We start from the raw sequence: 24,645 nt of genomic DNA on the forward strand, positions 1-24,645 counted from the left end.
CCTCCTTGCTTTCTAACACCATGGTTCCCACCACCCCCTTGAGTCACAGCCAGGCCTTGAAGGCCGCCAGCCACAGCACCCACGAGCGGCTGGACCATCGCATCATGCGCGCCCAGCCCTTTGCCGAGCTGGCCAATTACGGCCGCTTCCTGCAGATGCAGTGGCGCTTCCACACCGACATCGCCGCCTTGTTCGAGCGCGCCGATCTGGCCCTGCTCCTGCCCGATCTGTGGGAGCGTCAGCGCCTGCGCGAGATCGAGCGGGATCTGGCCGATCTGAACCTCGCTCCGCCCGCCCCGGGCGCCCAGCCGCCCGCGCTGCAGGCCCAGCAAGCCACGCTGCCCGAGGCTCTGGGCTGGTTCTACGTGGCCGAGGGCTCCAATCTCGGCGCCGCCCTGCTGTTCAAGGCCGCCGCCAATCTGGGGCTGGACGAGCGCCGCGGTGCTCGCCATCTGGCCGGCCATCCCGAGGGCCGGTTGCGCCACTGGCGCGGCTTCACCGACATGCTGGACGCCCAGCCGCTGACGGCCGCCGACCAGGACTCGATGGCCGCCGGTGCTCGCGCCGCCTTCGAGCGCGTACACCACCATGTGGACATGCTGCTGGCATGAAAGTGAGCCCCTCGCCCAATCTCGCCCCGCTGAACGCGGGCGAGCCTGGTCGGTCCCCCGAGGGGACCAGACCGCTTGCGGCATTGAGCCGCAAGCAGTCTCAGTCGGGCCGGCTTGGCGGGCTGGAGTCGGACACAAGCAGTCCCTGCGGACTGCTTGTGCCTACGGAAGGCCATTGGCCTCTGGCCAATGGCGGCCCGGCGCTCGGCCCGAATACACTTTCATGCGTCGCGGGGGGTGTGCTAACACCATGGACAACTGACATGATGATGAGCAAGCGTCTGGCGTGGCTCATGCTGGGTTGGCTTTGCCTGGGCCTGGCCTTGTTGGGGGCCTTGCTGCCCCTGCTGCCCACCACCGTGTTCCTGATCGCGGCCGCTGCCTGCTTCGGCACCGCCGCGCCGCATTGGGAGGCGCGCCTGCTGGCCCACCCCCGTTTTGGCCCCACTTTGCGCAATTGGCGCGAGCAGGGCGCCATCTCGGGCCGCGCCAAGTTCTTTGCCGGCTTTGGCATCGCGCTGGGCCTGGCGTTGTTCTTCGCGCGCGTGCAGCCCGGCTGGCTGCTGGGCAGCGCGGTGGCCTTGCCGATGCTGGGCTGCGCCGTCTATCTGCTGAGCCGTCCGCGGCCGCGGCCCGTGCCCGGTGTGCACGCCGAGGCCGCCAAGCCCGGCCGCTGGGGCCTGCTCGCCAGTCTGTTGGTGCATGGCCTGCTGGGGGCGGCGCTGTTGCAGCAAATCCTGGCCGTTGCCACACCGGCGGCTGCGCCGGTGCAACCGGTGCTGCTGCAGGCGCGGCTGCTGCCGGCCGCGGCACCACCCCAGCCGGTGGAGCTGCGCCGCGCCCCTGAGCCCAGCCGCGCACGGCCGCAAAACGAGGCCCCGCCGCGCGCGCTGAAGACGCTGGATGCTGAGGTGATGCCGGCGCCGCTGCCCCGGCCGGAGGCCGAGCTGCTGAGCGTGGCCGCGCCCAGTGCTGAGCTGCCCTTGATTGCGGCGGCCCCGGCCACGCCCGCCCACAGCCAGGCCTCGCTGGCGGCCGCACCGCCCGCGCCGGCCCTGCCGCCCGCAGCCCAGGCCGGGGGCTTGCACAGCGAGAGCTGGCAGGCCCGGGTGCTGGCCCGGCTGGAGAACTTCCGCAGCTACCCGCCCGGCGCCCGCGCGCGCCGCGAGCAGGGCGTGGCCCATGTGCAGCTGCGGGTGGATCGCCAGGGCCGCGTCTTGTCCGCCCGCCTGCAGCGCAGCAGCGGCCATGGCGAATTGGACCAGGCCGCCCTGGCCACCGTGCGCCGCGCCCAACCCCTGCCACCCATCCCCGCCGATTTGCCGCAAGAGCTGGAACTGCTGGTGCCGGTGGAGTTCTTTATCTCCTAACTGATCACACCCTCGGCGCGCAGCCCGGCGATCTCGTCCGCCGTGTAGCCCAGCTCCTGCAGCAAGCTTTCGCTGTGCTCGCCCAGCCGGGGTGCGTCTAGGCGCAGGGGCAGGCGCTCGCCGTCCAGGCTCAGCGGCAGCAGGGGCACGCGGCTGGCGCGGCCATCGGGCAGGGTCATGGGCGCCAGGCCGCCGGTGGCCAGCAGATGGGGGTCGTCCATCAATTGCTCGGGCCGGGTGATGGGGGCGAAGGGCAGGCCCTGGGCCTCGAAGATGGACGTGATGTCGGTCAGCGAGCGCGGTCCCAGGCGCTCGCGCAGCGTCGGAATCAGCCAGTCGCGGGCGCGCACGCGCTGCTGGTTATCGGCCACGCGGGGGTCGGCCGCCAGGTCGGCGAAGCCAAAGGCCTGGCAGAACAGCTGCCACTGCGTGTCGCTGACCACGGCCAGAAAAATCTGCTCCCCGTCCGCCACCTTGAACACGTCGTAAACACCCCAGGGCGAGATGCGATTCGGCATGGGCGCGGCGGCTTGGCCGCTGATGGCGTACTGCATCATGTGCTGGGCCACCAGAAAGACATTGTTCTCGAACAGGGCAGCCTGCACCTGCTGGCCCCGCCCCGTGCTGTGACGCTGCTGCAAGGCGGCCAGCACGCCGATGGCGCCGAACATGCCACCCATGATGTCGTTGACGCTGCTGCCCGCGCGCAGCGGATCGCCCGGCCGGCCCGTCATATAGGCCAGGCCGCCCATCATCTGCACCACCTCGTCCAGGGCCGTGCGGTGCTCGTAGGGGCCGGGCAGAAAGCCTTTGTGCGAGACGTAAATCAGGCGGGGGTTGAGGCCGCTCAAGGCCGCGTAGCCCAGGCCCAGGGCCTCCATGCTGCCACTCTTGAAGTTCTCGCTGAACACATCGGCGCTGGCCAGCAGCTTGAGCGTTATTTCCAGGCCACGTGGGTTCTTGATGTCCAGGGCCAGGCTCTTCTTGTTGCGGTTGAACAGCGGGTAAAAGCCCGTGCCTGCGCCCAGCAGGCGGCGGGTGTTGTCGCCCGTCAGCGGCTCGATCTTGATCACCTCGGCGCCCAGATCGGCCAGCACCATGCCGCAGGTGGGCCCCATGACCATATGGGTGAACTCGATCACGCGCAGGCCCGCCAGGGGCAGGGAGGGTGTGGCGGAGGTTTGGGCTGGGGCTGCTGGGTTCATGCGAGACTGCCGGCTCGGGAGAGCATGGATATGAAGATCTGTATTGTGGGCGCTGGCGCCATCGGGGGCTGGTTCGGGGCGTTCTTGGCCAGCCGTTTGGGTGAGGACCTGGTGTTGAGCGTGCTGGCGCGGGGGGCTACCTTGGCCGCCTTGCGCGCGCAGGGCTTGCGCATGGAGACGGGGGCAGAGCGCCTGACCGTGCGGCCGCAGCGGCTCAGCGCCGACCCGGCCGAGCTGGGTCAGCAAGACCTCATCATCCTGGCCGTCAAGGGCCCGTCCCTGGCCGCCGTGGCGCCGGCCGTCAAGGCCATGATGGGCCCTGAGACCCGCGTGCTGGTGGCCATGAATGGCGTGCCCTGGTGGTTTTTCGAGGGCCTGGGCGGCGAGCTGGAAGGCACGCATCTGGACAGCGTGGACCCCGGCGGCGCCGTGGCCGCCCTGATCCCGGCCGAGCAGGTGATTGGCTGCGTGGTCCACGCCAGCTGCGCCACGCCCGAGCCCGGCCTGGTGCGCCATGTGATGGGCATGGGCCTGATCATCGGTGCGCCCGCCGGCGGCCGACCCGAGCCGGTTGTGCGCCTGGCCGAACTCTTAGGGCGAGCGGGTTTCAAGGTCGGCGTGTCCGAGCGCATCCAGCGCGACATCTGGTACAAGCTCTGGGGCAATATGACCACCAACCCCATGTCTGCCTTGACCGGCGCCACCTGCGACCGCATCCTGGATGACGAGCTGGTGCGCGGCCTGATGACCCGCATCATGCTGGAGGCGGCCGAGATCGGCGCCCGCATGGGCTGCGCCATCGACCAGACGCCCGAGCAGCGCCATGCCATCACCCGCTCGCTGGGTGCCTTCAAGACCTCGATGCTGCAAGACCTTGAGGCCGGCCGCCCGCTGGAGTACGGCGCCCTGATCGGCGCGGCGCGCGAGATCGGTCAGAAGCTGGGCATGGAGACGCCGTTTACCGATGCCCTACTGGGGCTGGTGCGCTTGATGGCGCAGAGCCGGGGTTTGAACCCGGCAGCCTGAGCAGCCCCGTGTCGCTGAAGCGCACGGAGCCGAACAGGCCGCCGGCTAATTTGCCAGTCAGCTCATAAGGCAGCTCGCCGCGTTCCGCCGCCTCGCCCAGGCCAAAGGCCTGGCGCACGGCGGCGAAGGCGGAGACGGTCAGGGGCACGTTCACAAGCGCTTCGCCAAAGCGCGGCACCACGCCTTTTTGATCGCTGACGCCGCTGGCAAAGCGTTTGCCGTTCAGCGCCAGCTCCAGGGCCACGCCGTCAAATTCGATGGCGCGCTCGTTCGGGTTCTGCACGCGCAGCTTGACCAGCAGGCGCAGTTCCAGGCCTTCACCGGCCAGCGTTTCCACGCCGGCCACCTGGACGCGCAAGGCATCGCCCTGGCCCAGACTGGCGCAGCCGGCCAGGGCGAACAGGGCCAGCAGTGAGGAGCGGCGGGAGAGCTTCATCATGATGGGTTTCCTAGGGCCTGTTAGCACTACGGCAATGGGCCGCGAAGGCTCGCCCCGGCGGGCTAGGCAAGGCGCAGCGCGCCGCCCGCACTCGCGTGCGGGCAAGCCGGTGCAACGCAGCATAGCCCACCGGGGCGAGCCTTCCCGAAGGGTTGTGCCCAGCCAGGGGCGCATGCGGCGTTGCAAATCCTCGCCGGGTGTCCAACCCGGCTGCGGTTTGCGCCTTGCCTGCACCCCTGGCTGGGCACAACGCGACCCATTGCCGTAGCGCTAACAGGCCCTAGCGCGCCAGCACGCGCAGCAGCCATGCATTGAGGTCTTGCACCTCTTCCATGCACAGTGAGTGTTCCATTGGGTACTCATGCCATTCGGGCCGGTAGCCCAGGGCTTGCAAATGCGCTTGCGCGGCCTGACCGCGGCTCAGCGCTACGACCGGGTCGCGCGTGCCATGGGCCAGGAAGATGGGGGTGTCGCGGTTGGCCGCCTGGGCTTCGGCGGCGGTGCTCTCGGCCAGGGGCAGATAGCCCGACAGGCCGGCCAGGCCGCCCAGGCGCTGCGGGTAGCGCAGGCCGGCCAGCAGGGTCATGGCGCAGCCCTGCGAGAAGCCCGAGAGCACGATGCGATGGGCCGGCATGCCGCGCGCGATCTCACGGTCCAGCAGCGCGTGGACCTGTGCGATGGACTCGCGCAGGCCGGCCTCGTCCTCGCGGCGTTGCAGATCGGCATGGCTGATGTCGTACCAGGCCCGCATGCGGTGGCCGCCGTTGATGGTGACGGGCCGCTCGGGCGCGCGCGGCATCACGCAGCGCACGGGGCCTATGGCCGCCAGATCGAGCGCGTCGAACATGGGCACGAAATCGGCCCCGTCGGCGCCCAGGCCGTGCAGCACGATCAGGGTGGCGCCGGGTGCTGTGGCGGGGTTGAGTTCGAGGGTGGAAAGGGCGGTGTGTGTGCTCATGGCCCTATGGTAGCGGGGGCTCGAAACCCGGATAAATCCTGTACTGCGGCAAGCCGCCCGCGATCTCATGCCAGGCGGCCTTGGAGTCGCAGAAGACATGGCGCTCTGGCCGTCCGCCCGGGTCCTGGTCCAGGCTGCCCAGATGCAGCACCAGGGTCTCGGGCCGGTTCAGGCGCTGGATGAAGAGGGGTGAGCCGCATTGCCCGCAAAAGCATTTGAGCCGCTGCGGGGAGGCGGCGTAGCGCTGGATCAGCTCCGTCCCTTGAGTCAGCTTGAATTGAGTGTCAGCAATGACGGCGGTGGTGGAAAAAGCTGAGTCCGGACACAAGGCCCGGAAGGGGCTTGTGCCTGACGAAGGCCAAGGGGCGATACAAGCTCCTTGGCCGAGCCACCGGTCTTGCGGCAGCGGCTGCCGTGGCAGTACTCGATCAGGCCCAGCGGGCCTTGGATGGCGTAGCGAACGGCGCCGCAGAGGCAGCCGCCGCTGTGCAGGAGTGGGCTGGTGTCGGGCATGGTTGGACGGGGGAATGCAGGGCCTGGTGGCCCTGCATTGTCAGACCTGGCGCCGGTATCGCGCCAAGTCCTTCGCCAGGCACAAATGCCTTCCGGCCTTTGTGTCCGGGCTCAGCGCGTCAGCCCGGCAAGCTGCGCAGGCTGCTCAGGGTCTGCAAGCAGGCCTGGGCCGCCTCGCGGCCCTTGAGGACAAAGTGCTCGCGGAAGAACTGGCTGTGCTCCTCATGGCCGTGGAAGTCGCGTGGCGTCAGCACGGCCGAGAAGACCGGCACATCGCAGTCCAGCTGCACCCGCATCAGGCCGTCGATGACGGCGCTGGCGACGAATTCATGGCGGTAGATGCCGCCGTTGACGACGAAGGCAAAGGCCACGATGGCGTCGAACTGGCCGCTGCGCGCCAGCCTCTGCGCGTGCAGCGGGATCTCGAAGGCGCCGGGGACTTCGAATTGGCGCAGGCCCGCGATGGGGACTCGACAACGCTCGAACTCGGCCGCAAAGGAGCGGGTGGCGGCACCGACGATGTCCTTGTGCCAGCCGGCGCTGACCAAGGCCACGCGGGCCGGGCTGCTGTGTGAGGGGTCAATCTGATTCATGGTTTGTTTCCTTCAAAAGAGGGCTTGCCAGAATCAGGGCGCACGCAAACGCGGCGGCGGCCCTCCCCTTTGTGAATGGGCAAGGCCGTCGCCGTGAGACTGCGTTTCTCTTTCATCCGGACTGTGACCGTCGGCTCTGGCATGGGCAAGGCTGAACAAGTCCCTCATGCGCCGGGCATCCCCACTTCGGGCGCCCGCCATCATGGGGACTTATTCAGCCTTGCCTTCACCAGATCTGCTGACCCCGACGCAGACCAAGGCCTGTACCGGGCGCTCGCGGGCTCTTGTGTCGAAGGACACAAATACCGCCGGTGGGGAATTCCGCCCCGCCCTGAGAACGCTGCCGGACAAAATGCCCGGCGCGGCGATTCTAGGGTCAGGTCTTGCCAGAGGCTGTCGCCCTGGCGTCTTGCGTCAGCGCGCAGCGTCTCAGCCGAAAGGCCGTACGCCGATCAAGGCCTGATGGCTCCATAGCGCAAAAGCCGCCCAGGCGGCGAGGCCGACGGCCAGGCTCAGCAGCGTGGCACCGGCCTTGGCTTGCAGGGCGGCCGGCGGGTTCAGGCGATCGCGCTGGCGCGCGGCGCGAAAGGCCAGCATGGCCCAGAGCAGAAAGCTGCCGAACAGCAGCACATCGGCCAGGGTGTTATTGGCCAGCAGATGGGCCAGGGCCCAGACCTTGACGCTGAGCATCATGGGGTGTTGCAAGCGGGTCTTGAAAGCATTGCGCGGCACATAGGCGGCCACCAGCAGGACGAAGCTCAGGAGGGTCAGCAAGGCGGCCAGATGGTTCATGCCGCGGGGTGTGGCCCACAAGACCAGCGGTGTTTGCCGCGCCAGGCCGTAGCCGTAGACGATCAGGGCAAAGCCCAGCAGCGAGAGGGCGGTATAGGCCAGCTTCCAGGGCTTGTCGCCATGCCGGGCGATCCAGTTGCCGCGCCAATCGTCGGCAACGATGCGCACGGAATGCACGCCCAGGAATACAAGCAGTCCGGTGATCAAAACAAGCATGGCTGGCTCCAGGTGGCTGGCAATTTTTGCCAAGGCAAGACCTGACCCCGGCCCCGCTTTGTAGCTCACTCAAGCGCTGCGGTCCACCCGCAGGGCCAGCACGACGGAGCTGGTGGTCTTGATCACCCCCTCGATCTCGCCGATCTCATCCAGCAAGGCGTCCAGACGCATGGTGCTTTCGGCGCGCAGCAGCGCCATATAGTCGAATTCACCGCTGACCGAGGCCAGTTGGCGCAGCTCGGGGATTTTGCTCAGGCGCTGCACCACCTCGCGGCCGGCCTTGGGGCTGACGGTGATGCCCACAAACGCCTGCACGCCACGGTCGGCGGCGTCCGTCCCCAGGCGGGCCGTGTAGCCGACGATGGTGCCGCTGGCCTCCAGCCGGGCCAGGCGTGCCACCACCGTGGTGCGCGCCACGCCCAGCTTGCGCGCCAGCTCGGCCGTGCTGGCGCGGGCATTGGCCTGCAGCAGGGTGATCAGCTGGCGGTCCACCTGCTCCTTGCCCACTGCCGGCGCCAGGGGCTGGCTGCGGCTTTTGGGGGCAGGGCGGCTCTTGCTCTGGGCCGAGGTTTTGGCGGGCGAATTTTTGCTGCTCATCGGAAACCCTAGTTTCAATCAATGCGGCGAACCGATTCGACGTATCGGCGAAATCACCTGATTATTCGTCGAACTCATGCTTTCTTTCGTCCGGACTCATCCCTAGACTGGGCCGAAACGAAACCAGCCCAGGAGACCCTCCATGAAAGTAGCCCTGCTCGGCGCCGGACATATCGGCCAAACCATTGCCCGCCTTCTGCATGGCTGTGGCGACTACCAGGTGACCGTGATCGACAAGAGCGAGGCCGCCCTGGCCAAGCTGCAGCTTGAGGGCATCGCCACCCAGGCGGTGGACACAGAGAACAAGGCGGCCCTGGCCGCGGCCCTGCGCGGCCAAACCACGGTGGTCAACGCCCTGCCCTACCACCTGGCCATCACGGCCGCCCATGCGGCCCTGGAGGCCGGCTGCCATTACTTCGACCTGACCGAGGACGTGGCCGCGACCAAGGAGATCAAACGCATCGCCCAGGGCGCGCGTACGGCCTTCATGCCGCAATGCGGCCTGGCCCCAGGTTTCATCGGCATCGTCGCCCACCACCTGGCAAAGAGCTTTGACAGCTTGCAGGACGTGAAGATGCGTGTCGGCGCCTTGCCGGCCTTCCCCACCAATGCGCTCAAGTACAACCTGACCTGGAGCGTGGACGGCCTGATCAACGAGTACTGCCACCCCTGCGAGTCCATCCACGACGGCGCGCTGATCGCCGCCCTGCCGCTGGAGGGCCTGGAGCATTTCTCGCTGGACGGCACCGAGTACGAGGCCTTCAACACCTCGGGCGGCCTGGGCACCTTGTGCGAGACCTTGCAAGGCCGGGTGCGCAATCTGGACTACAAGACCGTGCGTTACCCCGGCCACCGCGATCTGATGATGATGTTGCTGGACGATCTGCAGCTCAAGAACGACCAGGAGACGCTGAAGAACATCATGCGCAAGAGCATGCCCGCCACCATGCAGGACGTGGTGCTGGTATTCGTGACCGTCTCCGGCATGCGCGGCGGCTCTCTGGTGCAGGAGGTGTTTGCCCGCAAGATCTTTGCCGAGCGTGACGGCGCCGCGCCGTTGTCGGCCATCCAGATCACCACGGCGGCCGGCATCTGCGCGGCGGTCGATCTATTCCGCTCCGGAGAGCTGCCGCAGTCCGGCTTCATCCGTCAGGAGCAGGTCGAGCTGCCGGCCTTTCTGGCCAATCGTTTCGGCAAGGCCTACCAGCAGTCGCGCCAAGTCGAGTCCATCGGTTGATACTCCCCATCATGAACGACATCAAAACCCTGTTGAATTCCTTGGGCCTGGCCGACAGCGCCTTCAGCGGCGGCACGCTGGCTGTGCGATCCCCCATCGACGGTGCCTTGCTGGGCGCCGTGCACGAGGCCTCGGCCGACGAGATGCGTGCCGCCATCGCGCGTGCGCAAGCGGCCCAACTGGCCTGGCGCATCGTGCCCGCGCCAAGGCGCGGCGAGCTGGTGCGCCTGTTCGGCGAAGAACTGCGCCGGCACAAGCAGAACCTGGCCCGCCTGGTCTCGCTGGAGGCCGGCAAGGTCACGAGCGAGGGCGAGGGCGAGGTGCAGGAGATGATAGACATCTGCGACTTTGCCGTCGGCCTGTCGCGTCAGCTGCACGGCCTGACCATCGCCTCCGAGCGGCCCGGCCACCGCATGATGGAGCAGTGGCTGCCGCTGGGCGTGGTGGGCATCATCTCGGCCTTCAACTTCCCGGTCGCCGTCTGGGCCTGGAACGCCGCCCTGGCCCTGGTCTGCGGCAATAGCTGCGTCTGGAAACCATCGGAGAAGACGCCGCTGACGGCCCTGGCCACGCAAGCCTTGTTCGAGCGGGCCCTGGCCCGTTTTGATGGTGCGCCGGCTCATCTCTCGCAGGTGCTCAATGGCGGCGCCGCCGTGGGTGAAGCGATGGTGGACGATCATCGCGTCGCCCTGGTCTCGGCCACCGGCTCCACCCGTATGGGCCGGGCCGTCGGCCCCAAGGTGGCGGCGCGCTTCGGCCGTTGCCTGCTGGAGCTGGGCGGCAATAACGCCATCATCGTCAGCCCCTCGGCCGATCTGGAGCTGGCCGTGCGCGGCATTCTGTTCGGCGCCTACGGCACGGCCGGTCAGCGCTGCACGACGACGCGCCGCGTCATCATCCACGAGAGCATCCACGACGAGCTGGTGGCCCGCCTGGATCGCGCCCGCGCCCAGCTCAAGATCGGCAGCCCGGTCGAGGCCGGCACGCTGATCGGTCCCTTGATCGACCAGGCCGCCTTCGACGCCATGCAGCAGGCCCTGGCCGCCGCGCGCGAGCAGGGCGGCGAGGTCAGCGGCGGCGAGCGCGCCCTGGCCGCGCAATACCCGCATGCCTGGTATGCCACACCGGCCCTGGTGCGCATGCCGGCGCAGACGGCCGTGGTCAGGCAGGAGACTTTTGCGCCCATCCTCTACACGCTCAAGTACCAAAGCCTGGAGGAGGCGATTGCGCTGCAGAACGATGTGCCTCAAGGCCTGTCCTCGGCCATCTTCAGCAATGATTTGCGCGAGGCCGAACTCTTTGTTTCAGCGGCAGGTTCGGACTGCGGCATCGCCAACGTCAATATCGGCACCTCGGGCGCCGAGATCGGCGGCGCTTTCGGCGGCGAGAAGGAGACCGGCGGTGGCCGCGAATCGGGTTCGGACGCTTGGCGCGCTTATATGCGCCGCGCCACCAACACGGTCAATTACTCCAGCGCCTTGCCCCTGGCCCAGGGTGTGAAGTTCGAGATTTGAGCGGGCCGGTTTTGGGCCTGATCGAAGTTTTTCAGAAAAATCTTGTGCAGGCCCAAAATTACGTGCTACAGTAGCGGTCTTCGCTGTTCAGGCAGCGAAGAAAAAGAAAGCCCAGGTGGCGGAATTGGTAGACGCACTAGTTTCAGGTACTAGCGGGTAACTCCGTGGAGGTTCGAGTCCTCTCCTGGGCACCAAATCGAAAAAGGCCAGCACGCAAGTGCTGGCCTTTTGCGTTTGGCGCTCAGGAAGCAAGGCCCCTGCGGGCCTTGCGGGAGGACGAGAAAGGCGTCCGCATGCTTGCGGCGCCGGGGTCGCGGGACGTGACCGAGCCTCTCCTGGGCTGAGGCGGCACCGAGGGCAAGCCCTGCGGCTTGCCCGACGGCCGACGAAGGCCAAGCCGCTTGCAAGCGGCTTGGCACCAAACAAGAAAGGCCAGCACGCAAGTGCTGGCCTTTTGCGTTTTCCGGGTTTGGAAAAACAGGACGCGGGGTCAGGTCTTGCCTAGCCGGCCGGCTTTTAGCAATTCCTCCAGGGCTTGCGCCGGCATCGGCCGGGCGTACCAGTAACCCTGGCCGAAATCGCAGCCGGCATCCAGCAGCAATTGGTGCTGTTCCTCGGTCTCCACGCCCTCGGCCACGACCTCGATGCCCAGGGCATGGGCCATGGTGATGATGGCCTTGCACAGGGCCAATTCCTTGCTGCCGGTCTTCAGGTGGCTGACAAAGCTTTTGTCTATCTTGACCTGATCGATGGCCAGGCGCTGCAGATAGGACAGCGAGCTGTAGCCGGTGCCGAAATCATCCAGCGAGACCTGCACGCCGGCCTGACGCAAGCTGTCCAGATGCAGGGCGACGAGTTCGTCGGCCTCCAGCAGCAGACCCTCGGTGATCTCCACGGCGATGGCTTGGCCCGGCAGCCCCAGTTCCAGCAGGCGCTGCGCCCAGGCATGGCCTTGGTCTTGCATGCTGGGCATGCCGCTGCCGCGGAACTGCACCGGTGATTTATTGATATGGAGCTGGAACTGTGGATTGAAGCGGTGGCGCCAATCCTGCGCCTGCAGGGCCACCTGCTCGAACACCCATTCGCCGATCTCGATGATCAGGCCGCTGCTCTCCGCCAGCGGGATGAATTCACCCGGCCCCAGCAGGCCACGGCTGGGGTGTTGCCAGCGCAGCAAGGCCTCGGCCTTGTGGATGTGGCCGTCGCTGAGCCGGACGATGGCTTGGTAGACCAGGCTGAATTGCCGCTCGGCCAAGGCGTCATGCAAATCATTGCCCAGGCGCGCGCGCTCCTGGGCGGCGGTCTGCAGGGCCGGCGTGAAGCGGCACAGGCGGTTGCGGCCCGCGCCCTTGGCCATGTACAGCGCCTGGTCGGCGTGCTTGAACAGGGTTTCGATCTGCTCGCCATCGGCCGGGTAGAGACTCAGGCCTATGCTGGCCGAGACGAAGACCCGCTCGCCCTCCAGGCGGAAGGCAAAGGCCAGGGCTTGCAAGATGTTTTGCGCGATGGCCTCGGCCTGCTGCGGAGACTCGATCTCGCCCAGCACCACGGTGAACTCGTCGCCCCCCATGCGCGCCACCGTGTGGGGTGCCGCCGCGCAGGCGACGATGCGTTGGGTGGCCTGCACCAGCAGCAGGTCACCCATGGCATGGCCCAGCAGGTCGTTGACCTCCTTGAAGTGGTCCAGGTCGATGAAGAGCACGGCGACCGAGAGGCCGCTCTTCCAGGCCGCATGCTGGGCCTGCTCCAGGCGTTCGCGCAGCAGGCGGCGGTTGGGCAGGCCGGTGAGGGCATCGAAATGGGCTTGTTGCCAGATCAGGGCCTCGCTCTGCTTGCGCGCGGTGATGTCGGTATGGGTGCCCACCATGCGCAGCGGCCGGCCTGCTTCGTCGCGGCTGATCACCATGCCGCGGCTGAGTATCCATTTCCAGCTGCCGTCCTTGCAGCGCACCCGGTGCTCATTGCTGTAGAGCGGCGCGCGGCCGGAAAAATGGGCTTCGCGGTCCAGGTTCATCTGGGCCAGGTCGTCGGGATGGGTCAGCGCATCGAACTCGGCCGGGCTGGGTTGGATCTCGTCCTGCGAGTAACCATACATCTGCAGATAGCGGGGTGAGTAGATCTCGATCCCGGTTTGCACATACCAGTCCCAGACGCCGTCGCCATTGCTTTCCAGTGCCAGCTTCCATAAATCGTCGGCCTGACGCAGCCGTGTTTCCTGCTCCTTGCGCTCGTGCACATCACTCATGCTGAGCAAGACCTGACCCTCGGCGAGTTGGCGGGCCTGGGTCTGATGCCAGCCGTAGCTACCGTCGGCGGCGCGCCAGCGGCAGTCCTGCAACAGCTCTGCCCCGTCTTTCAGCTTCAGGTACTGGGCTTCGAAGGCGGCCAGGTCGGCCGGGTGCAGGCGCTCCAGCCAGGGCGCGCACTGCAGCGCCCGCAAGGTCTGGCCGGTGTAGGCTCGCAGGCTCTGGTTGGCCTGCAGCAGCGCATACCCCGGTCCCAATAAGGCCAGGCGCTGGGGCAGCTGGTCCAGCCAATGCGCGGCGGGCAGGGGCCATGCCATGGTGTCGGTGGATGTGGAGTTAGGGGCCTTGTTCACGGCTTCATCATGCCGATGGAACAGAAAAATGGCGATGGGATCTTCACCGGCGATGGCCTGGGAACAAAGAGTTACTACAAGAGCTGTCATGCCTGCGCTGCCTGTCTTGGGCACAGGGCCGCAGCATGCAGGGGCGAGTATCGGTCGCAAGCCTTGATACCGCGCAGCACCTAGCTGCCGCTTGCGTGCAAAATGACGCGCTAAAGTGTTGGACGTGACGATTCACGCCGACTCACAGAGGCCTCTTGATCGGGGTTCTCGGTGATTCAGTGAAAATAGCGCCGCCCGAGCTGGTCGGGCACCCTTTGAGAGATGAGACCCTGGAATGAATAAAACCGAACTGATTGAACATCTGGCCACCAAGCACGCGCTGACCAAGGCCGAAGCTGGCCGCATCCTGGAAACCCTGCTGGACGCCGTGGTCACCACCGTCAAGAAGGGTGGCGCTGTTTCGATTCCCGGCTTCGGCTCGTTCAAGCAGCACTCGCGTGCCGCTCGCACCGGCGTGAACCCCAGCACCGGCGACAAGATCAAGATCGCCGCCGCCAAGCTGCCCAAGTTCACGCCCGGCGCTGGCTTCAAGGCCGCCGTGGACCCCAAGGCCGCCGCCCGCAAGGCCGCCAAGGCTGCTGAAGCCACGTCGACCAAGGCCGCTGCAAAGCCCGCCGCCAAGAAGGCCAAGAAGTAAAAATCATGGGCACAGGGCCTTGCGCCCTGTACTCATAACAGCCAAGCCAGGTGCTCTCAGGAACACCTGGCTTTGTTGTTTCTGGCCGGGCGCCTCAGCCCAGCGCCACGCGGGCTTCGAAATGCTCGACCTGCGGGGGTTGGGCGAAGAAAGGGCCGACGATGGCACGCCAGGCCGGGAACAAGGGGCCGCCGCGGAAATGCACGGTGTGGTCCTCCAGCGTGGCCCATTCGATCTGCAGCAGATAGCGCTCGGGCGACTCGATGCCTTGCTGCACCCGCGCTGAGATAAAGCCCTGTGCTTGCGAGATGACGGTCTTCAGGCCATGGGCAATGGCCGCTTCAAAAGCGGCCTGCTGGCCGGGGGCGATGCGGATGTCGGCGATTTCCAGAATCATGAGGGTTTCACTTTCTCTTGCTGCGTTTGTTGCGTGCTTGATCAGACCAGGGCCTGCACGGTCACCGCGGTGACCTTGAAGCCGGGGATCTTGCCAGAGGGGTCGAGCGCGCTGCCGGTCAGCAGATTGGCCGCGGCCTCCCAGTAGCAAAAGGGCAGGAAGACCTGGCCCTGGCGCACCTCCGGGCTTTGCTGCAGCGTGGCCTGCACATCGCCGAAGCGGGAACTCATGCGCACCGCCTGGCCCTCGTGCAGCCGCAGGGCGGCCATGTCCTCCGGGTGCATGCTGATCAGGGGCTGGGGCGAGAGTGCCTCCAGGGCGCTGGCGCGGCGCGTCATCGCGCCGGTATGCCAGTGCTCCAGCACCCGGCCGGTGGCCAGAATGAGTGGGAATTGGGCGTCAGGCTGTTCGGGCCCGGGCGTGAAGCGGGCGGGCACCAGCTGGGCGCGGCCGTCGGGGGTGGGGAAGCGATCGATGAAGACCACGTCCTCGCCCGGTCCGTCCTCGCGCGGGGCGGGGGTGACCACGGCCTCCTCGCGCAGCAGGCGGGCCCAGCTCACGCCGGCCAGCGGCGCCATCAGCTGGCGCATCTCCTCGAACACACGCGCCACCGGGGCCTGGCCCGCGCCGTCCTCGGCCTGCCAGTACTGCCAGGGCAGGCCGATGCGGCGGGCAAGCTGCTCGATGATCCAGAGGTCTTGCCTGGCCTCGCCGGGCGGCATCAGGGCCGGGCGGCCGAGCTGGAGCAGGCGGTCGGTATTGGTGTAGCTGCCCCATTTCTCGGGGTGGGCGGAGGCGGGCAGGATCACATCGGCCAGCAAGGCCGTCTCGGTGGCGAAGATGTCCTGCACCACCAGATGCTCCAGCCGGGCCAGGCCGGCGCGGGCATGGTCCAGATCGGGGTCGGACATGGCGGGGTTTTCGCCCTCGATGAACATGGCCTTGATGCGGCCCTCATAGGCCGCGTGGACGATTTCCACGACGGTGAGGCCGGGTTCGCTGCCCAGGCTTGTGTCCATGCCCCACAAGGCCTCGAACTGCTCGCGCACCTCGGCGTGGTTCACCCGCTGGTAATTGGGCAGCATCATGGGAATGAGGCCGGCGTCGGAGGCGCCCTGCACATTGTTCTGGCCGCGCAAGGGGTGCAGGCCGGTGCCAGGGCGGCCGATCTGGCCGGTGATCATGGCCAGGGCGATCAGGCAGCGCACATTGTCGGTGCCATGCACATGCTGGCTGACGCCCATGCCCCAGAAAATCATCGAGGCGCGGGACTTGGCGTAGAGCCGCGCCACCTCGCGCAGGGTTGCCGGTGCGATGCCGCAGATCTCGCTCATGCGCTCCGGTGTGCATTCCGCCACCGCCGCTTTCAAGGCTTCATAACCATTGACCCGGGCGGTAATGAAGGCGGGGTCGCTCAGGCCTTCATCGATGATCACATGCAGCAAGGCATTGAGCAGGGCCACATCGCTGTCCGGCCGGAAGGCCAGGTGGTGGCGGGCAAAGCGGCTCATGGGCGCGCGGCGCGGGTCCGCCACGATCAGGGTCGCGCCGTTTTGCACCGCGTTCTTGATGAAGCTGGCCGCCACCGGATGGTTGGCGCTGGGGTTGGCGCCAATCAGCAGAATCACTTCCGCGTACTGCACATCGGCGACCGGATTGCTTACCGAGCCCGAGCCCAGGCCCTCCAGCAAGGCGGCCACCGAGCTGGCGTGGCAGAGCCGGGTGCAGTGGTCCACGTTATGGGTGGCAAAGCCCTGGCGGATCAGCTTCTGGAACAGATAGGCCTCCTCATTGCTGCCCTTGGCCGAGCCGAAGCCGGCCAGCGGGCTGGCCTTGCCCCGCGGCGAGTCCGCTTGCAGATGGCGTTTGAAGCCGGCCGCGGCCAGGTCCAGCGCCTCTTCCCAGCTGGCGGGGCGGAACAGGGCCGACAAGGCCAGCTCGCCGCGCCGCAGTCGCTGGATGTCGGCAGGGTCCTTGGCCACGCCTGCGCGCCGGACCAGGGGCTGGCGCAGGCGCTCCTCGCTCATCACATAGTCATAGCCGTAGCGGCCCTTGACGCAGAGGCGGCCATGGTTGGCCGGGCCGTCGCGGCCGGTGGCTTCCAGGATGCGCCCGTCCTTGACCCGGTAGCTGAGCTGGCAGCCCACGCCGCAATAGGGGCAGACCGAGTCCACCTCGGCATCGGCCTGCAGCAGGGCCGCGCCGTTGGCGGGCGTCAGGGCGCCGGTGGGGCAGGCTTGCACGCATTCGCCGCAGGCCACGCAGGAGCTCTGGCCCAGCGCGTCGTCGGCATCGAAGGCGACGCGGGTGTGGGCGCCGGAGCCGGCAATGCCCAGCACATCGTTGACCTGTTCGTCCCGGCAGGCGCGCACGCAGCGCATGCATTGGATGCAGGCATCCAGATGCACCTGGATGGCGGGGTGGCTGAGGTCGGGCTCGGGCTGCTCGCGTGGCGCGAAGCGGGGCGTGCTCAGGCCCAGGGCCTGGCACCACTGGTTCAACTCGGACGCGCGGCTGTGGGCCTGCGCCGGCGCGTTGGCCTGCAGCAGTTCCAAGACCATCTTCTGGCTGTGCCGCACCCGCGGCGTGTTCAGCTGCACCTGCATGCCGGGGCTGGGCTTGCGGCAGCAGGAGGCGGCCAGCGTCCGTTCACCCGCGATCTCCACCACGCAGGCGCGGCAGTTGCCGGCCGGGCTCAGGCCCTCGCTGTGGCAGAGGTGGGGGATGGCGATCCCGGCGCGGCGGGCGGCCTGCCAGATGGTTTCGCCACCCTGGGCTTCGATCGCTTGGCCGTCAATTTGAAAAGTTAGGCCGCTCATGGCTTAGAACTCCTGCGGGAAGTAGCGCAGGGCGCAGCGCATGGGGTTGGGGGCCGCTTGGCCCAGGCCGCAGATGGAGGCGTCGCTCATCACTTGAGCCAGCTCTTCCAGCAGGGGCGCGTTCCATTCGGGCGCTTGCATCAGCTGCACCGCGCGCTGCGTGCCCTCGCGGCAGGGCACGCATTGGCCGCAGCTTTCGTGGGCGAAAAATTCCATGGCATTGAGGGCCAGGTCGCGGGCGCGGTCGGCCTGCGAGAACACGATGACGGCGGCCGAACCGATGAAGCCGCCATGCGGCTGCAAGGTGTCGAAGTCCAGCGGCTCGTCGGCCAGGCTGGCCGGGAAGATGCCGCCCGAGGCCCCGCCGGGGAAGAAGCCGTAAAGCTCATGGCCGGGCAGCATGCCGCCGCCGTATTCCTCAACCAGTTCACGCAGGCTGATGCCGGCCGGCGCCAGATGCACGCCCGGCTTGGCCACGCGGCCGGAGAGCGAGAACGAGCGCAAGCCCTTGCGCCCGCGTCGGCCCTGGGCGACGAACCAGTCGGCGCCGCGCTCCAGGATGTCGCGCACCCAGAACAGCGACTCCATATTGTGTTCAAGCGTGGGGCGCTCGAACAGGCCGCGCTCCGCCACATAGGGCGGGCGCTGGCGCGGCCAGCCGCGCTTGCCCTCGATGGATTCGATCATGGCCGACTCTTCCCCGCAGATATAGGCCCCCGCGCCGCGGCGCAGATGGATGGGTGGCGTCGCCTGGCCCTGGGCCTGCAGATGCGCGTGCAGGCCGTCGATTTCCCGCTTTAGCAAATCAAGCAGGGCCGGGTACTCGTCGCGCACATAGATGTAGATGGCCTCTATGCCCACGCAGTGGGCGGCGATCAGCATGCCCTCCAAAAAGCGCTGCGGCTCGCGCTCCAGATAGTGACGGTCCTTGAAGGTGCCGGGTTCGCCCTCGTCGATATTGACGGCCATCAGGCGCGGCGCGGGTTGGGCACGTACCAGCTGCCATTTGCGTCCCAGCGGAAAGCCCGCCCCGCCCAGGCCGCGCAGGCCGGCCGCGCTGAGGGTCTGGATGCTGGCTTCGATCTCGCGCTGACCGCGCAGCAGCTCCATCAGCAGGCGGTAACCGCCATGGGCGATGTACTCGGCCAGGCTTTGCAGCTGCGGTGCCAGGTCTTGCCAGCCTTGCGCGGGCGGCGCTTGCAGCAGGGCTTGCACTTTTTGCGCATCGGCCTGGCCCAGGGGCCGCTGGCCGATCACGACCACCGGCGCCTGTTCGCAGCGACCCACGCAGGAGACTTCGATCACGCGCAGGCCTTGCTGCTCCTGCAGCAGCTGGCGCAAGGTCTGGCTCAGGCCTTGGGCGCCTTGCATGGCGCAGCTGAGCGAGACGCAGACGCGCAGCTTCAATTCCGGCGGCGCGCTGCTGTTGTCGCGGTCGATTTCGAAGTGGTGATAGAAGCTGGCCACCTCATGCACCTCGGCCTGCGACAAGCCCATGGCCTCGGCCAGTGCGGCCAGCATGTCCACACCGAGCCGGCCGCGGCTGTCCTGGATGCGGTGCAGATGTTCGATCAAGAGGCTGCGCTCGCGTGGCAACTCGCCCAGCAGATCGCGGATGGCCTGGCGCGCCTGGGCGCTGGGCTGGCGCCCGCGCAGGCCGCCGCCGCGCTGGGCGCCGGCCCGGCGGCCGGCCTCGGCAGGCAGGGGCTGCAGCGGGATCAGTCGGGCGGGGGGCTTGCTGTGGACGGACATGTCGTATCCCCAAGATTGTTTTGTTTGCGGGCCGCCGATTGTCAGGCGGTTGCCGCAAGCCCGAGATTACCGAAAGCACTGATTCGACCGATCGGTCGAGACTGCGATACTGCGGCGCTGATCAGGAGTTTGAAGTGACGAACATGACATTGCCCAGGACATTGCAGCTGGCCGTCGACGCACGCGGCGTGGCGCGCATCACCATGAATCGCCCGGAGGTGTTCAACGCCTTCAATGAATTGATGATTGCCGAGCTGGCGCAGGCGGTGGAGCAGCTGTCCGCCGATGCGGGTGTGCGTCTCATCGTGCTGGCCGGTGCCGGCAAGGCCTTCAGCGCGGGCGCCGACATCCAGTGGATGAAGCGCGCCTCCGAGGCCAGCCAGGAAGAAAACCTGCAGGACGCCCGCCGTTTCGCCAAAATGTTGCATCTGATTGCCGACTGCCCCAAGCCCACGCTGGCCCTGGTGCAAGGCCTGGCCCTGGGCGGCGGCGTGGGCCTGGCCGCGGCCTGCGATATTGCCTTGGCCAGCGCCGATGCCAAGTTCGCCGTCAGCGAGGCGCGCTTCGGCATCTTGCCCGCGGTGATCGGGCCCTATGTCGTCAACGCCGTGGGCCCGCGCCAGGCGCGCCGGCTGGCGCTGACGGCCAGCCGCATCACGGCCGAGCAGGCCCTGGCCATGGGCTTGCTGCACGAGGTGGTGGCGACGGCGGCCGAGTTGGACGCCGCGCTGGAGCGCTGGGTGGCCGAGTTGCTATTGAATGGCCCGCTGGCCCAGGGTGAGATCAAGCGCCTGATCGCCCAACTGGAGGTGGGGCCTGTGACCGCCGAGGTGCGTGAGTTGACGGCGCAGACCATCTCCCGCGTGCGCATGGGCGAAGAAGCCCGGCAAGGTTTTGCTGCCTTCCTGGCCAAGCAGCCCGCGCCCTGGGTGCCCCAGGCCGGCGACGATGCGACGAAGAATTGACAGAAAGAGGCTTGCAAATGAGTGATGCAGCAGCAGCGGGAAATTCGGGTGGCTGGCGTGTTGCCAGCGTGGCGGCGAGCGAGGCCTTGATCGGCGTCGTCGGTGCCGGCGTGATGGGCGCGGGCATTGCCCAGGTCGCCGCCCAGGCCGGCCATCCGGTGCGCCTGCTGGATGTGCGTGAGGGCGCGGCGGCCGCGGCCATCGCGCAAATCGCCAAGGCCCTGGACGGCCTGGTGGCCAAGGGCCGTATGGAGGCCGCCGAGCGTGAGGCCGTGCTGGCCCGCATCCAGCCGGCCGTCGCCACGGCCGATCTGGCCGAGGTGGCCTTGGTGATCGAGGTCATTGTGGAAAAGCTGGAGCCCAAGCAGGCCTTGCTGCGCGAGCTGGATGCCTTGCTGGCGCCCGACGCCATCATCGCCAGCAATACCTCGTCCATCAGCGTAACGGCCTTGGCCAACGGCATGCGCAATCCCGCTCGCCTGGTGGGTATGCATTTCTTCAACCCGGTGCCGCTGATGAAGCTGGTGGAGGTGGTCTCGGGCGCCGAGACCTCGGCCGATGTGGCCCAGGCCATCGAGGCCTTGGCGCGCCGCTGGGGCAAGACGCCGGTGCATGCCAAGTCCACCCCGGGTTTCATCGTCAACCGCATCGCCCGCCCCTATTACGCCGAGACCCTGGCCTTGCTGCAGGAGCAGGCCGGTACGCCGGCCCAGCTGGACCAGGCCTTGCGCGGCGTGGGCTTCCGCATGGGGCCTTGCGAGCTGATGGATCTGATCGGGCACGACACCAATTTCTTGGTCACGCAGTCCGTCTTCGAGGCCAATTTCGGCGACAAGCGTTTTGTGCCCTCGCAGGTGCAGAAGGCCTTGGTGGACGGTGGCCGCCTGGGCCGCAAGGTCGGCAAGGGCTTTTACGAGGGCCAGCCGGCCGCGCCCGCCGCCGTGGCAGCGCCGTTGGCCGAGCTGGCGCCCATCAGCGTGGTGGGGCAGGGGCTTTTGGTGGATCAGCTGCTGTCCTGGCTGACGCACAAAGGCCTGCCTTTCAGCCGCGGCTCGGCGGCGGACTGGGCCGGACTGGTGGTGGGCGAGACCCATGTCCACCTGAGCCAGGGCAAGACGGCCGCGCAACTGGCGGCCGAGCGTGCCCACCCCGAGTTGGCGGTGATGGACTGGCCGGTGGCGCCCGAGCGCTGCACGGCCCTGGCCCTGAGCCTGGCGCCACGAACTTCGGCCCTGGCCAAGGCGCAGCTGGCCGATGTGTGGCGCGCCCTGGGCTGGGAGCCTTTATTCCTGCGCGATGTGCCGGGCCTGGTGGTGGCGCGCACGGTGGCCATGCTGGTCAACGAAGGTGCGGACGCCGTCTGGCAAGGCGTTTGCGACGAGAACGCGGCCGATCTGGCCATGAAGCTGGGCGTCAATTACCCGGCCGGGCCGTTTGAATGGCTGCGTGCCGTCGGGGCCGCCAACTGCGCGGAACTGCTGGACGGCTTGTTCCTGGCCTATCGCAGCGAGCGCTATCGCGTCAGCCCCCTGTTGCAGCAGCAGCGCTGGGTGGTTTGAGCGGCACAGCGCTCGCCTGAAAAAAGCCCGCCCGGTGTCTGACCGGGCGGGCTTTTTCTTGTGTGCGATGGCGCGGGTTTACAGCAGCATGCGCAGATGGGCTTGGGCCTGCAGCAGCGGGGGCAGGCAATGCTCCACCAATTGCTCCATGCTCATGCGCGAGGCGTGGACGCTGATATTCATGGCCGCCACGACTTCGCCGCGGTAATTGCGCAGGGGCACGGCGACGGTGCGCAGGCCCATTTCCAGCTCCTGGTCGATACAGGCATAGCCGAGTGAGCGTGCGCGTGCGATCTCGATGCGCAGGCGCTCGGGCAGCACGATGGTATTGGGGGTCAGGGCCACCAAGTCCTGGCGCTTGATCCAGGCGTCCACCTCTTCCGGCGGCAGTGCGGCCAGCAGCACGCGGCCATTGCCCGAGCAATGTGCCGGCACGCGGGTGCCCGGCTGCAGCGTCGGCGACACGACCCGGCCGGCGCTGGTGGCGGCGATGCAGATGACGTCATTGCCGTCCAGCACGCCGGCCGAACTGGCTTCCTTCAGCGCATAAGCCAGCTTGTGCAATTCGGGCTCGACGATGCGCGGCAGGCGGGCCGAGTGCATATAGCTCTGGCCCAGGCGCAGCACCTTGGGGGTGAGCGCAAACATCTTGCGATCCTGCGAGACAAAGCCCAGATGGGTCAGGGTCAGCAGATAGCGGCGGGCGGCGGCACGGGTCAGACCCGTGCGCACGGCCACCTCGCTGATGGTCAGGCGGGGGCGTTCCTGGTCGAAGGCTTCGATCACGGCCAGGCCTTTTTCAAGGCCGGCCACCAGATCGCGTTTCAGCGGGCCTTGGGGCTCGGGAGCGAGGCTGGGCGAGGCCGGCGTAGACAGGGACGCCAGATTGACTTGGTCTTCAAAAGCGCGAGCAGCTGACATGGATGGTGTGCGTTAGGCGCCCTAAAACCGAAGAGCGCAAGTCGAAAAAAGCGAACTATAAAAGTCAACCCCTAGTTTGTCCGTAGATTTCGCGAAAATTGGGCGATCTCCGAACTGTTGTGCACCATTGTGGTGCACTTCGCCGACGGCCCAGCCCACGGCCCAAAAGGGCGTGGTGTAGGCGGTTGAGGAGTCGCTCGAAGCATCAAGCGGTGATCCGACAGCCGGACGACAGCTTGGTTATTGAAACTGGAGGGCAGGGGTCAAGGGGTCGGGAGCTAATGGGTTAATTCTTCGGAGGCTCGACCCTGCGAGGCGACCTTGCCGCGCGGCGGCGGCGAGGTCATTGCGGCCATGCTTGGCTCTGCAAATGTGCGGATCTCAACTCCCTCTTGGATCCAGTATCCCACGGCTGTGGCATTTTTGTACACCCTGCGCCCTTTTTTTCGGCCTTCTTCGACGCTGGAAACAAAGCGGAAACAAAGCGGAAATGAAAAAACCGCCTGGAACTGAGTTCCAGGCGGTTGTGAGGGCTGCGCCGATTTTCGGGTCTTGGTGAGGCCGTGGCGAAAGTTTTTCGATCGCTGGGGTCTGCTTACACCCGCTCGATGATCAAGGCGATGCCCTGGCCGACGCCGATACACATGGTGCACAGCGCGTAGCGGCCTTTTGTTTGCTGCAGTTGGTTGATGGCCGTCGTCACCAGACGGGCCCCGCTGGCGCCCAAGGGGTGGCCCAGGGCGATGGCGCCGCCGTTGGGGTTGACGCGTGGGTCCTCGTCGCGCAGGCCGAGTTGGCGCAGCACGGCCAGGCCTTGGGCGGCAAAGGCTTCGTTCAACTCGATCACATCCATCTGCGCCAGGCTCAGGCCGGTCTGGGCCAGCACGCGCAGGCTGGCCGGGGCCGGGCCTATGCCCATGATGCGGGGCGCCACACCGGCGCAAGCCATGCCGACCACGCGGGCACGGGGCGTCAAGCCGTTTTTCGCTGCGCTGGCTTCATCGGCGAGCAGCAGGGCGCAAGCGCCGTCGTTGACGCCCGAGGCATTGCCGGCCGTGACGGTGCCGCCGGGGCGCACGATGCTTTTCAGCTTGGCCAATGCCTCCAGGCTGGTTTCACGCGGGTGTTCATCGCGGCTGACGCTGAGGGCATCGCCTTTTTTCTGCGGAATCAGCACCGGCGTGATCTCGCGTTCGAAAAAGCCCGAGGCCTGGGCGGCCACGGCGCGTTGCTGGCTGGCCAGCGCCATGCGGTCCTGCGCCTCGCGTGCTATGCCGAAATCGCTGGCCACGTTCTCGGCGGTTTCGGGCATGGAGTCCACACCGTACTGTTCCTTCATCAGCTTGTTGATGAAGCGCCAGCCTATGGTGGTGTCGTAGACGGCGTTGTTGCGCGAGAAGGCGCTGTCGGCCTTTGGCATGACAAAGGGCGCGCGGCTCATGCTTTCGACCCCGCCCGCCAGCATCAGGCCGGCTTCGCCGGCGCGGATGGCGCGGGCGGCCGAGCCGATGGCGTCCATGCCGGAGCCGCACAGGCGGTTCAGCGTGGCGCCCGGCACTTCGATGGGCAGGCCGGCCAGCAGGGCGGACATGCGCGCGACGTTGCGGTTGTCCTCACCGGCCTGATTGGCGCAGCCGTAAAGAATGTCATCGACGCTGGCCCAGTCGACGCCAGGGTTGCGGGCGATCAAGGCGCGCAGCGGAATGGCGCCGAGGTCGTCGGCCCGTACCGAGGAAAGCGCGCCGCCGTAGCGGCCAAAAGGCGTGCGAATGGCATCGCAGATAAAGGCTTGGGGGCTCATGGGGGTCCAGTCAAAAGGCGTGAAGGGCTTAATATTGTTCGCAATAAGAACACGAGTTCCATTTGCGAACAAT

The 24,645-nt window shown here is 67.2% G+C and carries 21 protein-coding genes, 1 tRNA gene and 1 riboswitch; of the genes, 9 read left to right on the plus strand and 13 right to left on the minus strand.

The window, feature by feature from the left end; all coding sequences use genetic code 11:
• Positions 1-20: 20 nt before the first annotated feature.
• Both HNP55_RS07330 and HNP55_RS07335 read left to right on the plus strand, forming a co-directional pair.
• On the plus strand, positions 21-611 hold the full coding sequence (locus tag HNP55_RS07330) for a biliverdin-producing heme oxygenase (RefSeq protein WP_184297710.1): 591 nt from the start codon (positions 21-23) through the stop codon (positions 609-611).
• A 263-nt stretch (positions 612-874) separates the two neighbouring features.
• On the plus strand, positions 875-1,981 hold the full coding sequence (locus tag HNP55_RS07335) for a TonB family protein (protein WP_184297712.1): 1,107 nt from the start codon (positions 875-877) through the stop codon (positions 1,979-1,981).
• On the opposite strand, the gene HNP55_RS07340 is transcribed toward HNP55_RS07335, so the two are convergent.
• Positions 1,978-3,186 (minus strand): CaiB/BaiF CoA transferase family protein, encoded by a 1,209-nt coding sequence (locus HNP55_RS07340; protein WP_184297714.1) that lies wholly within the window; start codon positions 3,184-3,186, stop codon positions 1,978-1,980. The genes HNP55_RS07335 and HNP55_RS07340 overlap by 4 nt on opposite strands.
• A 30-nt stretch (positions 3,187-3,216) precedes the next feature.
• Between HNP55_RS07340 and HNP55_RS07345 the strand changes: the two genes are divergently transcribed.
• Positions 3,217-4,212, plus strand: a complete 996-nt coding sequence (locus HNP55_RS07345; protein WP_184297716.1) for a 2-dehydropantoate 2-reductase — start codon at positions 3,217-3,219, stop codon at positions 4,210-4,212.
• On the opposite strand, the gene HNP55_RS07350 is transcribed toward HNP55_RS07345, so the two are convergent.
• From HNP55_RS07350 to HNP55_RS07375, 6 genes are all read right to left on the minus strand, one after another.
• On the minus strand, positions 4,145-4,651 hold the full coding sequence (locus HNP55_RS07350; RefSeq protein ID WP_184297718.1) for an LEA type 2 family protein: 507 nt from the start codon (positions 4,649-4,651) through the stop codon (positions 4,145-4,147). The genes HNP55_RS07345 and HNP55_RS07350 overlap by 68 nt on opposite strands.
• 280 nt (positions 4,652-4,931) lie before the next feature.
• Positions 4,932-5,609, minus strand: coding sequence for an alpha/beta hydrolase (locus tag HNP55_RS07355; protein WP_184297720.1), 678 nt, complete (start codon positions 5,607-5,609; stop codon positions 4,932-4,934).
• Between the two features lie 4 nt (positions 5,610-5,613).
• The gene (locus HNP55_RS07360; protein WP_184297722.1) at positions 5,614-5,937 is read right to left on the minus strand and encodes a GFA family protein; all 324 of its coding nucleotides are present in this window, start codon (positions 5,935-5,937) and stop codon (positions 5,614-5,616) included.
• 304 nt (positions 5,938-6,241) lie between these two features.
• The gene (locus tag HNP55_RS07365) at positions 6,242-6,715 is read right to left on the minus strand and encodes a 6,7-dimethyl-8-ribityllumazine synthase (protein ID WP_184297724.1); all 474 of its coding nucleotides are present in this window, start codon (positions 6,713-6,715) and stop codon (positions 6,242-6,244) included.
• A 99-nt stretch (positions 6,716-6,814) separates the two neighbouring features.
• Positions 6,815-7,058, minus strand: a riboswitch (FMN riboswitch).
• 86 nt (positions 7,059-7,144) lie between these two features.
• The gene (locus tag HNP55_RS07370) at positions 7,145-7,723 is read right to left on the minus strand and encodes an NnrU family protein (RefSeq protein ID WP_184297726.1); all 579 of its coding nucleotides are present in this window, start codon (positions 7,721-7,723) and stop codon (positions 7,145-7,147) included.
• Positions 7,724-7,792: 69 nt separating this feature from the next.
• The gene (locus tag HNP55_RS07375; RefSeq protein WP_184297727.1) at positions 7,793-8,320 is read right to left on the minus strand and encodes an Lrp/AsnC family transcriptional regulator; all 528 of its coding nucleotides are present in this window, start codon (positions 8,318-8,320) and stop codon (positions 7,793-7,795) included.
• Positions 8,321-8,462: 142 nt separating this feature from the next.
• Here HNP55_RS07375 and HNP55_RS07380 point away from each other — a divergent pair, with 142 nt between their 5' ends.
• From HNP55_RS07380 to HNP55_RS07390, 3 genes are all read left to right on the plus strand, one after another.
• Positions 8,463-9,557, plus strand: a complete 1,095-nt coding sequence (locus tag HNP55_RS07380; protein WP_184297729.1) for a saccharopine dehydrogenase family protein — start codon at positions 8,463-8,465, stop codon at positions 9,555-9,557.
• Between the two features lie 11 nt (positions 9,558-9,568).
• Positions 9,569-11,071 (plus strand): aldehyde dehydrogenase family protein, encoded by a 1,503-nt coding sequence (locus HNP55_RS07385; RefSeq protein WP_184297731.1) that lies wholly within the window; start codon positions 9,569-9,571, stop codon positions 11,069-11,071.
• Positions 11,072-11,180: 109 nt separating this feature from the next.
• Positions 11,181-11,265, plus strand: a tRNA-Leu gene (locus tag HNP55_RS07390).
• A gap of 296 nt (positions 11,266-11,561) precedes the next feature.
• Here the strand turns inward: HNP55_RS07390 and HNP55_RS07395 are convergent.
• Complete coding sequence (locus tag HNP55_RS07395; protein WP_348648672.1) at positions 11,562-13,670, minus strand: putative bifunctional diguanylate cyclase/phosphodiesterase; 2,109 nt, start codon at positions 13,668-13,670, stop codon at positions 11,562-11,564.
• A gap of 325 nt (positions 13,671-13,995) precedes the next feature.
• Between HNP55_RS07395 and HNP55_RS07400 the strand changes: the two genes are divergently transcribed.
• The gene (locus HNP55_RS07400; protein ID WP_184297735.1) at positions 13,996-14,358 is read left to right on the plus strand and encodes an HU family DNA-binding protein; all 363 of its coding nucleotides are present in this window, start codon (positions 13,996-13,998) and stop codon (positions 14,356-14,358) included.
• A gap of 94 nt (positions 14,359-14,452) precedes the next feature.
• Here HNP55_RS07400 and HNP55_RS07405 read toward each other — a convergent pair whose 3' ends face one another.
• The 3 genes from HNP55_RS07405 to HNP55_RS07415 are packed head-to-tail and all read right to left on the minus strand — an operon-like array spanning position 14,453 to position 19,326.
• Positions 14,453-14,755 carry an antibiotic biosynthesis monooxygenase family protein gene (locus tag HNP55_RS07405; protein WP_184297737.1) on the minus strand — a complete coding sequence of 101 codons (303 nt, stop codon included), beginning with the start codon at positions 14,753-14,755 and terminating at the stop codon, positions 14,453-14,455.
• 41 nt (positions 14,756-14,796) lie between these two features.
• Complete coding sequence (gene fdhF, locus HNP55_RS07410; protein WP_184297738.1) at positions 14,797-17,574, minus strand: formate dehydrogenase subunit alpha; 2,778 nt, start codon at positions 17,572-17,574, stop codon at positions 14,797-14,799.
• Between the two features lie 3 nt (positions 17,575-17,577).
• Positions 17,578-19,326 (minus strand): NAD(P)H-dependent oxidoreductase subunit E, encoded by a 1,749-nt coding sequence (locus tag HNP55_RS07415; RefSeq protein WP_184297740.1) that lies wholly within the window; start codon positions 19,324-19,326, stop codon positions 17,578-17,580.
• 143 nt (positions 19,327-19,469) lie between these two features.
• Between HNP55_RS07415 and HNP55_RS07420 the strand changes: the two genes are divergently transcribed.
• Together HNP55_RS07420 and HNP55_RS07425 are read left to right on the plus strand one after the other, a co-directional pair.
• Positions 19,470-20,291: an enoyl-CoA hydratase-related protein gene (locus tag HNP55_RS07420; RefSeq protein WP_184297887.1), complete on the plus strand. Its 822-nt coding sequence runs from the start codon at positions 19,470-19,472 to the stop codon at positions 20,289-20,291.
• 17 nt (positions 20,292-20,308) lie between these two features.
• Positions 20,309-21,850, plus strand: a complete 1,542-nt coding sequence (locus HNP55_RS07425) for a 3-hydroxyacyl-CoA dehydrogenase (RefSeq protein WP_184297743.1) — start codon at positions 20,309-20,311, stop codon at positions 21,848-21,850.
• A 78-nt stretch (positions 21,851-21,928) separates the two neighbouring features.
• On the opposite strand, the gene HNP55_RS07430 is transcribed toward HNP55_RS07425, so the two are convergent.
• Together HNP55_RS07430 and pcaF are read right to left on the minus strand one after the other, a co-directional pair.
• The gene (locus tag HNP55_RS07430) at positions 21,929-22,771 is read right to left on the minus strand and encodes an IclR family transcriptional regulator C-terminal domain-containing protein (RefSeq protein WP_184297745.1); all 843 of its coding nucleotides are present in this window, start codon (positions 22,769-22,771) and stop codon (positions 21,929-21,931) included.
• Positions 22,772-23,366: 595 nt separating this feature from the next.
• Complete coding sequence (gene pcaF, locus HNP55_RS07435; RefSeq protein WP_184297747.1) at positions 23,367-24,572, minus strand: 3-oxoadipyl-CoA thiolase; 1,206 nt, start codon at positions 24,570-24,572, stop codon at positions 23,367-23,369.
• Positions 24,573-24,645: the final 73 nt, after the last annotated feature.

This window comes from Roseateles oligotrophus (genome assembly GCF_014204525.1).
Classification (GTDB): domain Bacteria; phylum Pseudomonadota; class Gammaproteobacteria; order Burkholderiales; family Burkholderiaceae_C; genus Paucibacter_A; species Paucibacter_A oligotrophus_A.

Coding starts and splice junctions, on each gene's coding strand:
- HNP55_RS07385 (WP_184297731.1), top strand. CDS start 9,569: ATGAACGACATCAAAACCCTGTTGAATTCCTTGGGCCTGGCCGACAGC.
- HNP55_RS07365 (WP_184297724.1), bottom strand. CDS start 6,715: ATGAATCAGATTGACCCCTCACACAGCAGCCCGGCCCGCGTGGCCTTG.
- HNP55_RS07425 (WP_184297743.1), top strand. CDS start 20,309: ATGAGTGATGCAGCAGCAGCGGGAAATTCGGGTGGCTGGCGTGTTGCC.
- HNP55_RS07345 (WP_184297716.1), top strand. CDS start 3,217: ATGAAGATCTGTATTGTGGGCGCTGGCGCCATCGGGGGCTGGTTCGGG.
- HNP55_RS07340 (WP_184297714.1), bottom strand. CDS start 3,186: ATGAACCCAGCAGCCCCAGCCCAAACCTCCGCCACACCCTCCCTGCCC.
- HNP55_RS07380 (WP_184297729.1), top strand. CDS start 8,463: ATGAAAGTAGCCCTGCTCGGCGCCGGACATATCGGCCAAACCATTGCC.
- HNP55_RS07415 (WP_184297740.1), bottom strand. CDS start 19,326: ATGTCCGTCCACAGCAAGCCCCCCGCCCGACTGATCCCGCTGCAGCCC.
- HNP55_RS07375 (WP_184297727.1), bottom strand. CDS start 8,320: ATGAGCAGCAAAAATTCGCCCGCCAAAACCTCGGCCCAGAGCAAGAGC.
- HNP55_RS07335 (WP_184297712.1), top strand. CDS start 875: ATGATGATGAGCAAGCGTCTGGCGTGGCTCATGCTGGGTTGGCTTTGC.
- HNP55_RS07430 (WP_184297745.1), bottom strand. CDS start 22,771: ATGTCAGCTGCTCGCGCTTTTGAAGACCAAGTCAATCTGGCGTCCCTG.
- HNP55_RS07400 (WP_184297735.1), top strand. CDS start 13,996: ATGAATAAAACCGAACTGATTGAACATCTGGCCACCAAGCACGCGCTG.
- pcaF (WP_184297747.1), bottom strand. CDS start 24,572: ATGAGCCCCCAAGCCTTTATCTGCGATGCCATTCGCACGCCTTTTGGC.
- HNP55_RS07405 (WP_184297737.1), bottom strand. CDS start 14,755: ATGATTCTGGAAATCGCCGACATCCGCATCGCCCCCGGCCAGCAGGCC.
- HNP55_RS07330 (WP_184297710.1), top strand. CDS start 21: ATGGTTCCCACCACCCCCTTGAGTCACAGCCAGGCCTTGAAGGCCGCC.
- HNP55_RS07420 (WP_184297887.1), top strand. CDS start 19,470: ATGACATTGCCCAGGACATTGCAGCTGGCCGTCGACGCACGCGGCGTG.
- HNP55_RS07370 (WP_184297726.1), bottom strand. CDS start 7,723: ATGCTTGTTTTGATCACCGGACTGCTTGTATTCCTGGGCGTGCATTCC.
- HNP55_RS07350 (WP_184297718.1), bottom strand. CDS start 4,651: ATGATGAAGCTCTCCCGCCGCTCCTCACTGCTGGCCCTGTTCGCCCTG.
- HNP55_RS07355 (WP_184297720.1), bottom strand. CDS start 5,609: ATGAGCACACACACCGCCCTTTCCACCCTCGAACTCAACCCCGCCACA.
- fdhF (WP_184297738.1), bottom strand. CDS start 17,574: ATGAGCGGCCTAACTTTTCAAATTGACGGCCAAGCGATCGAAGCCCAG.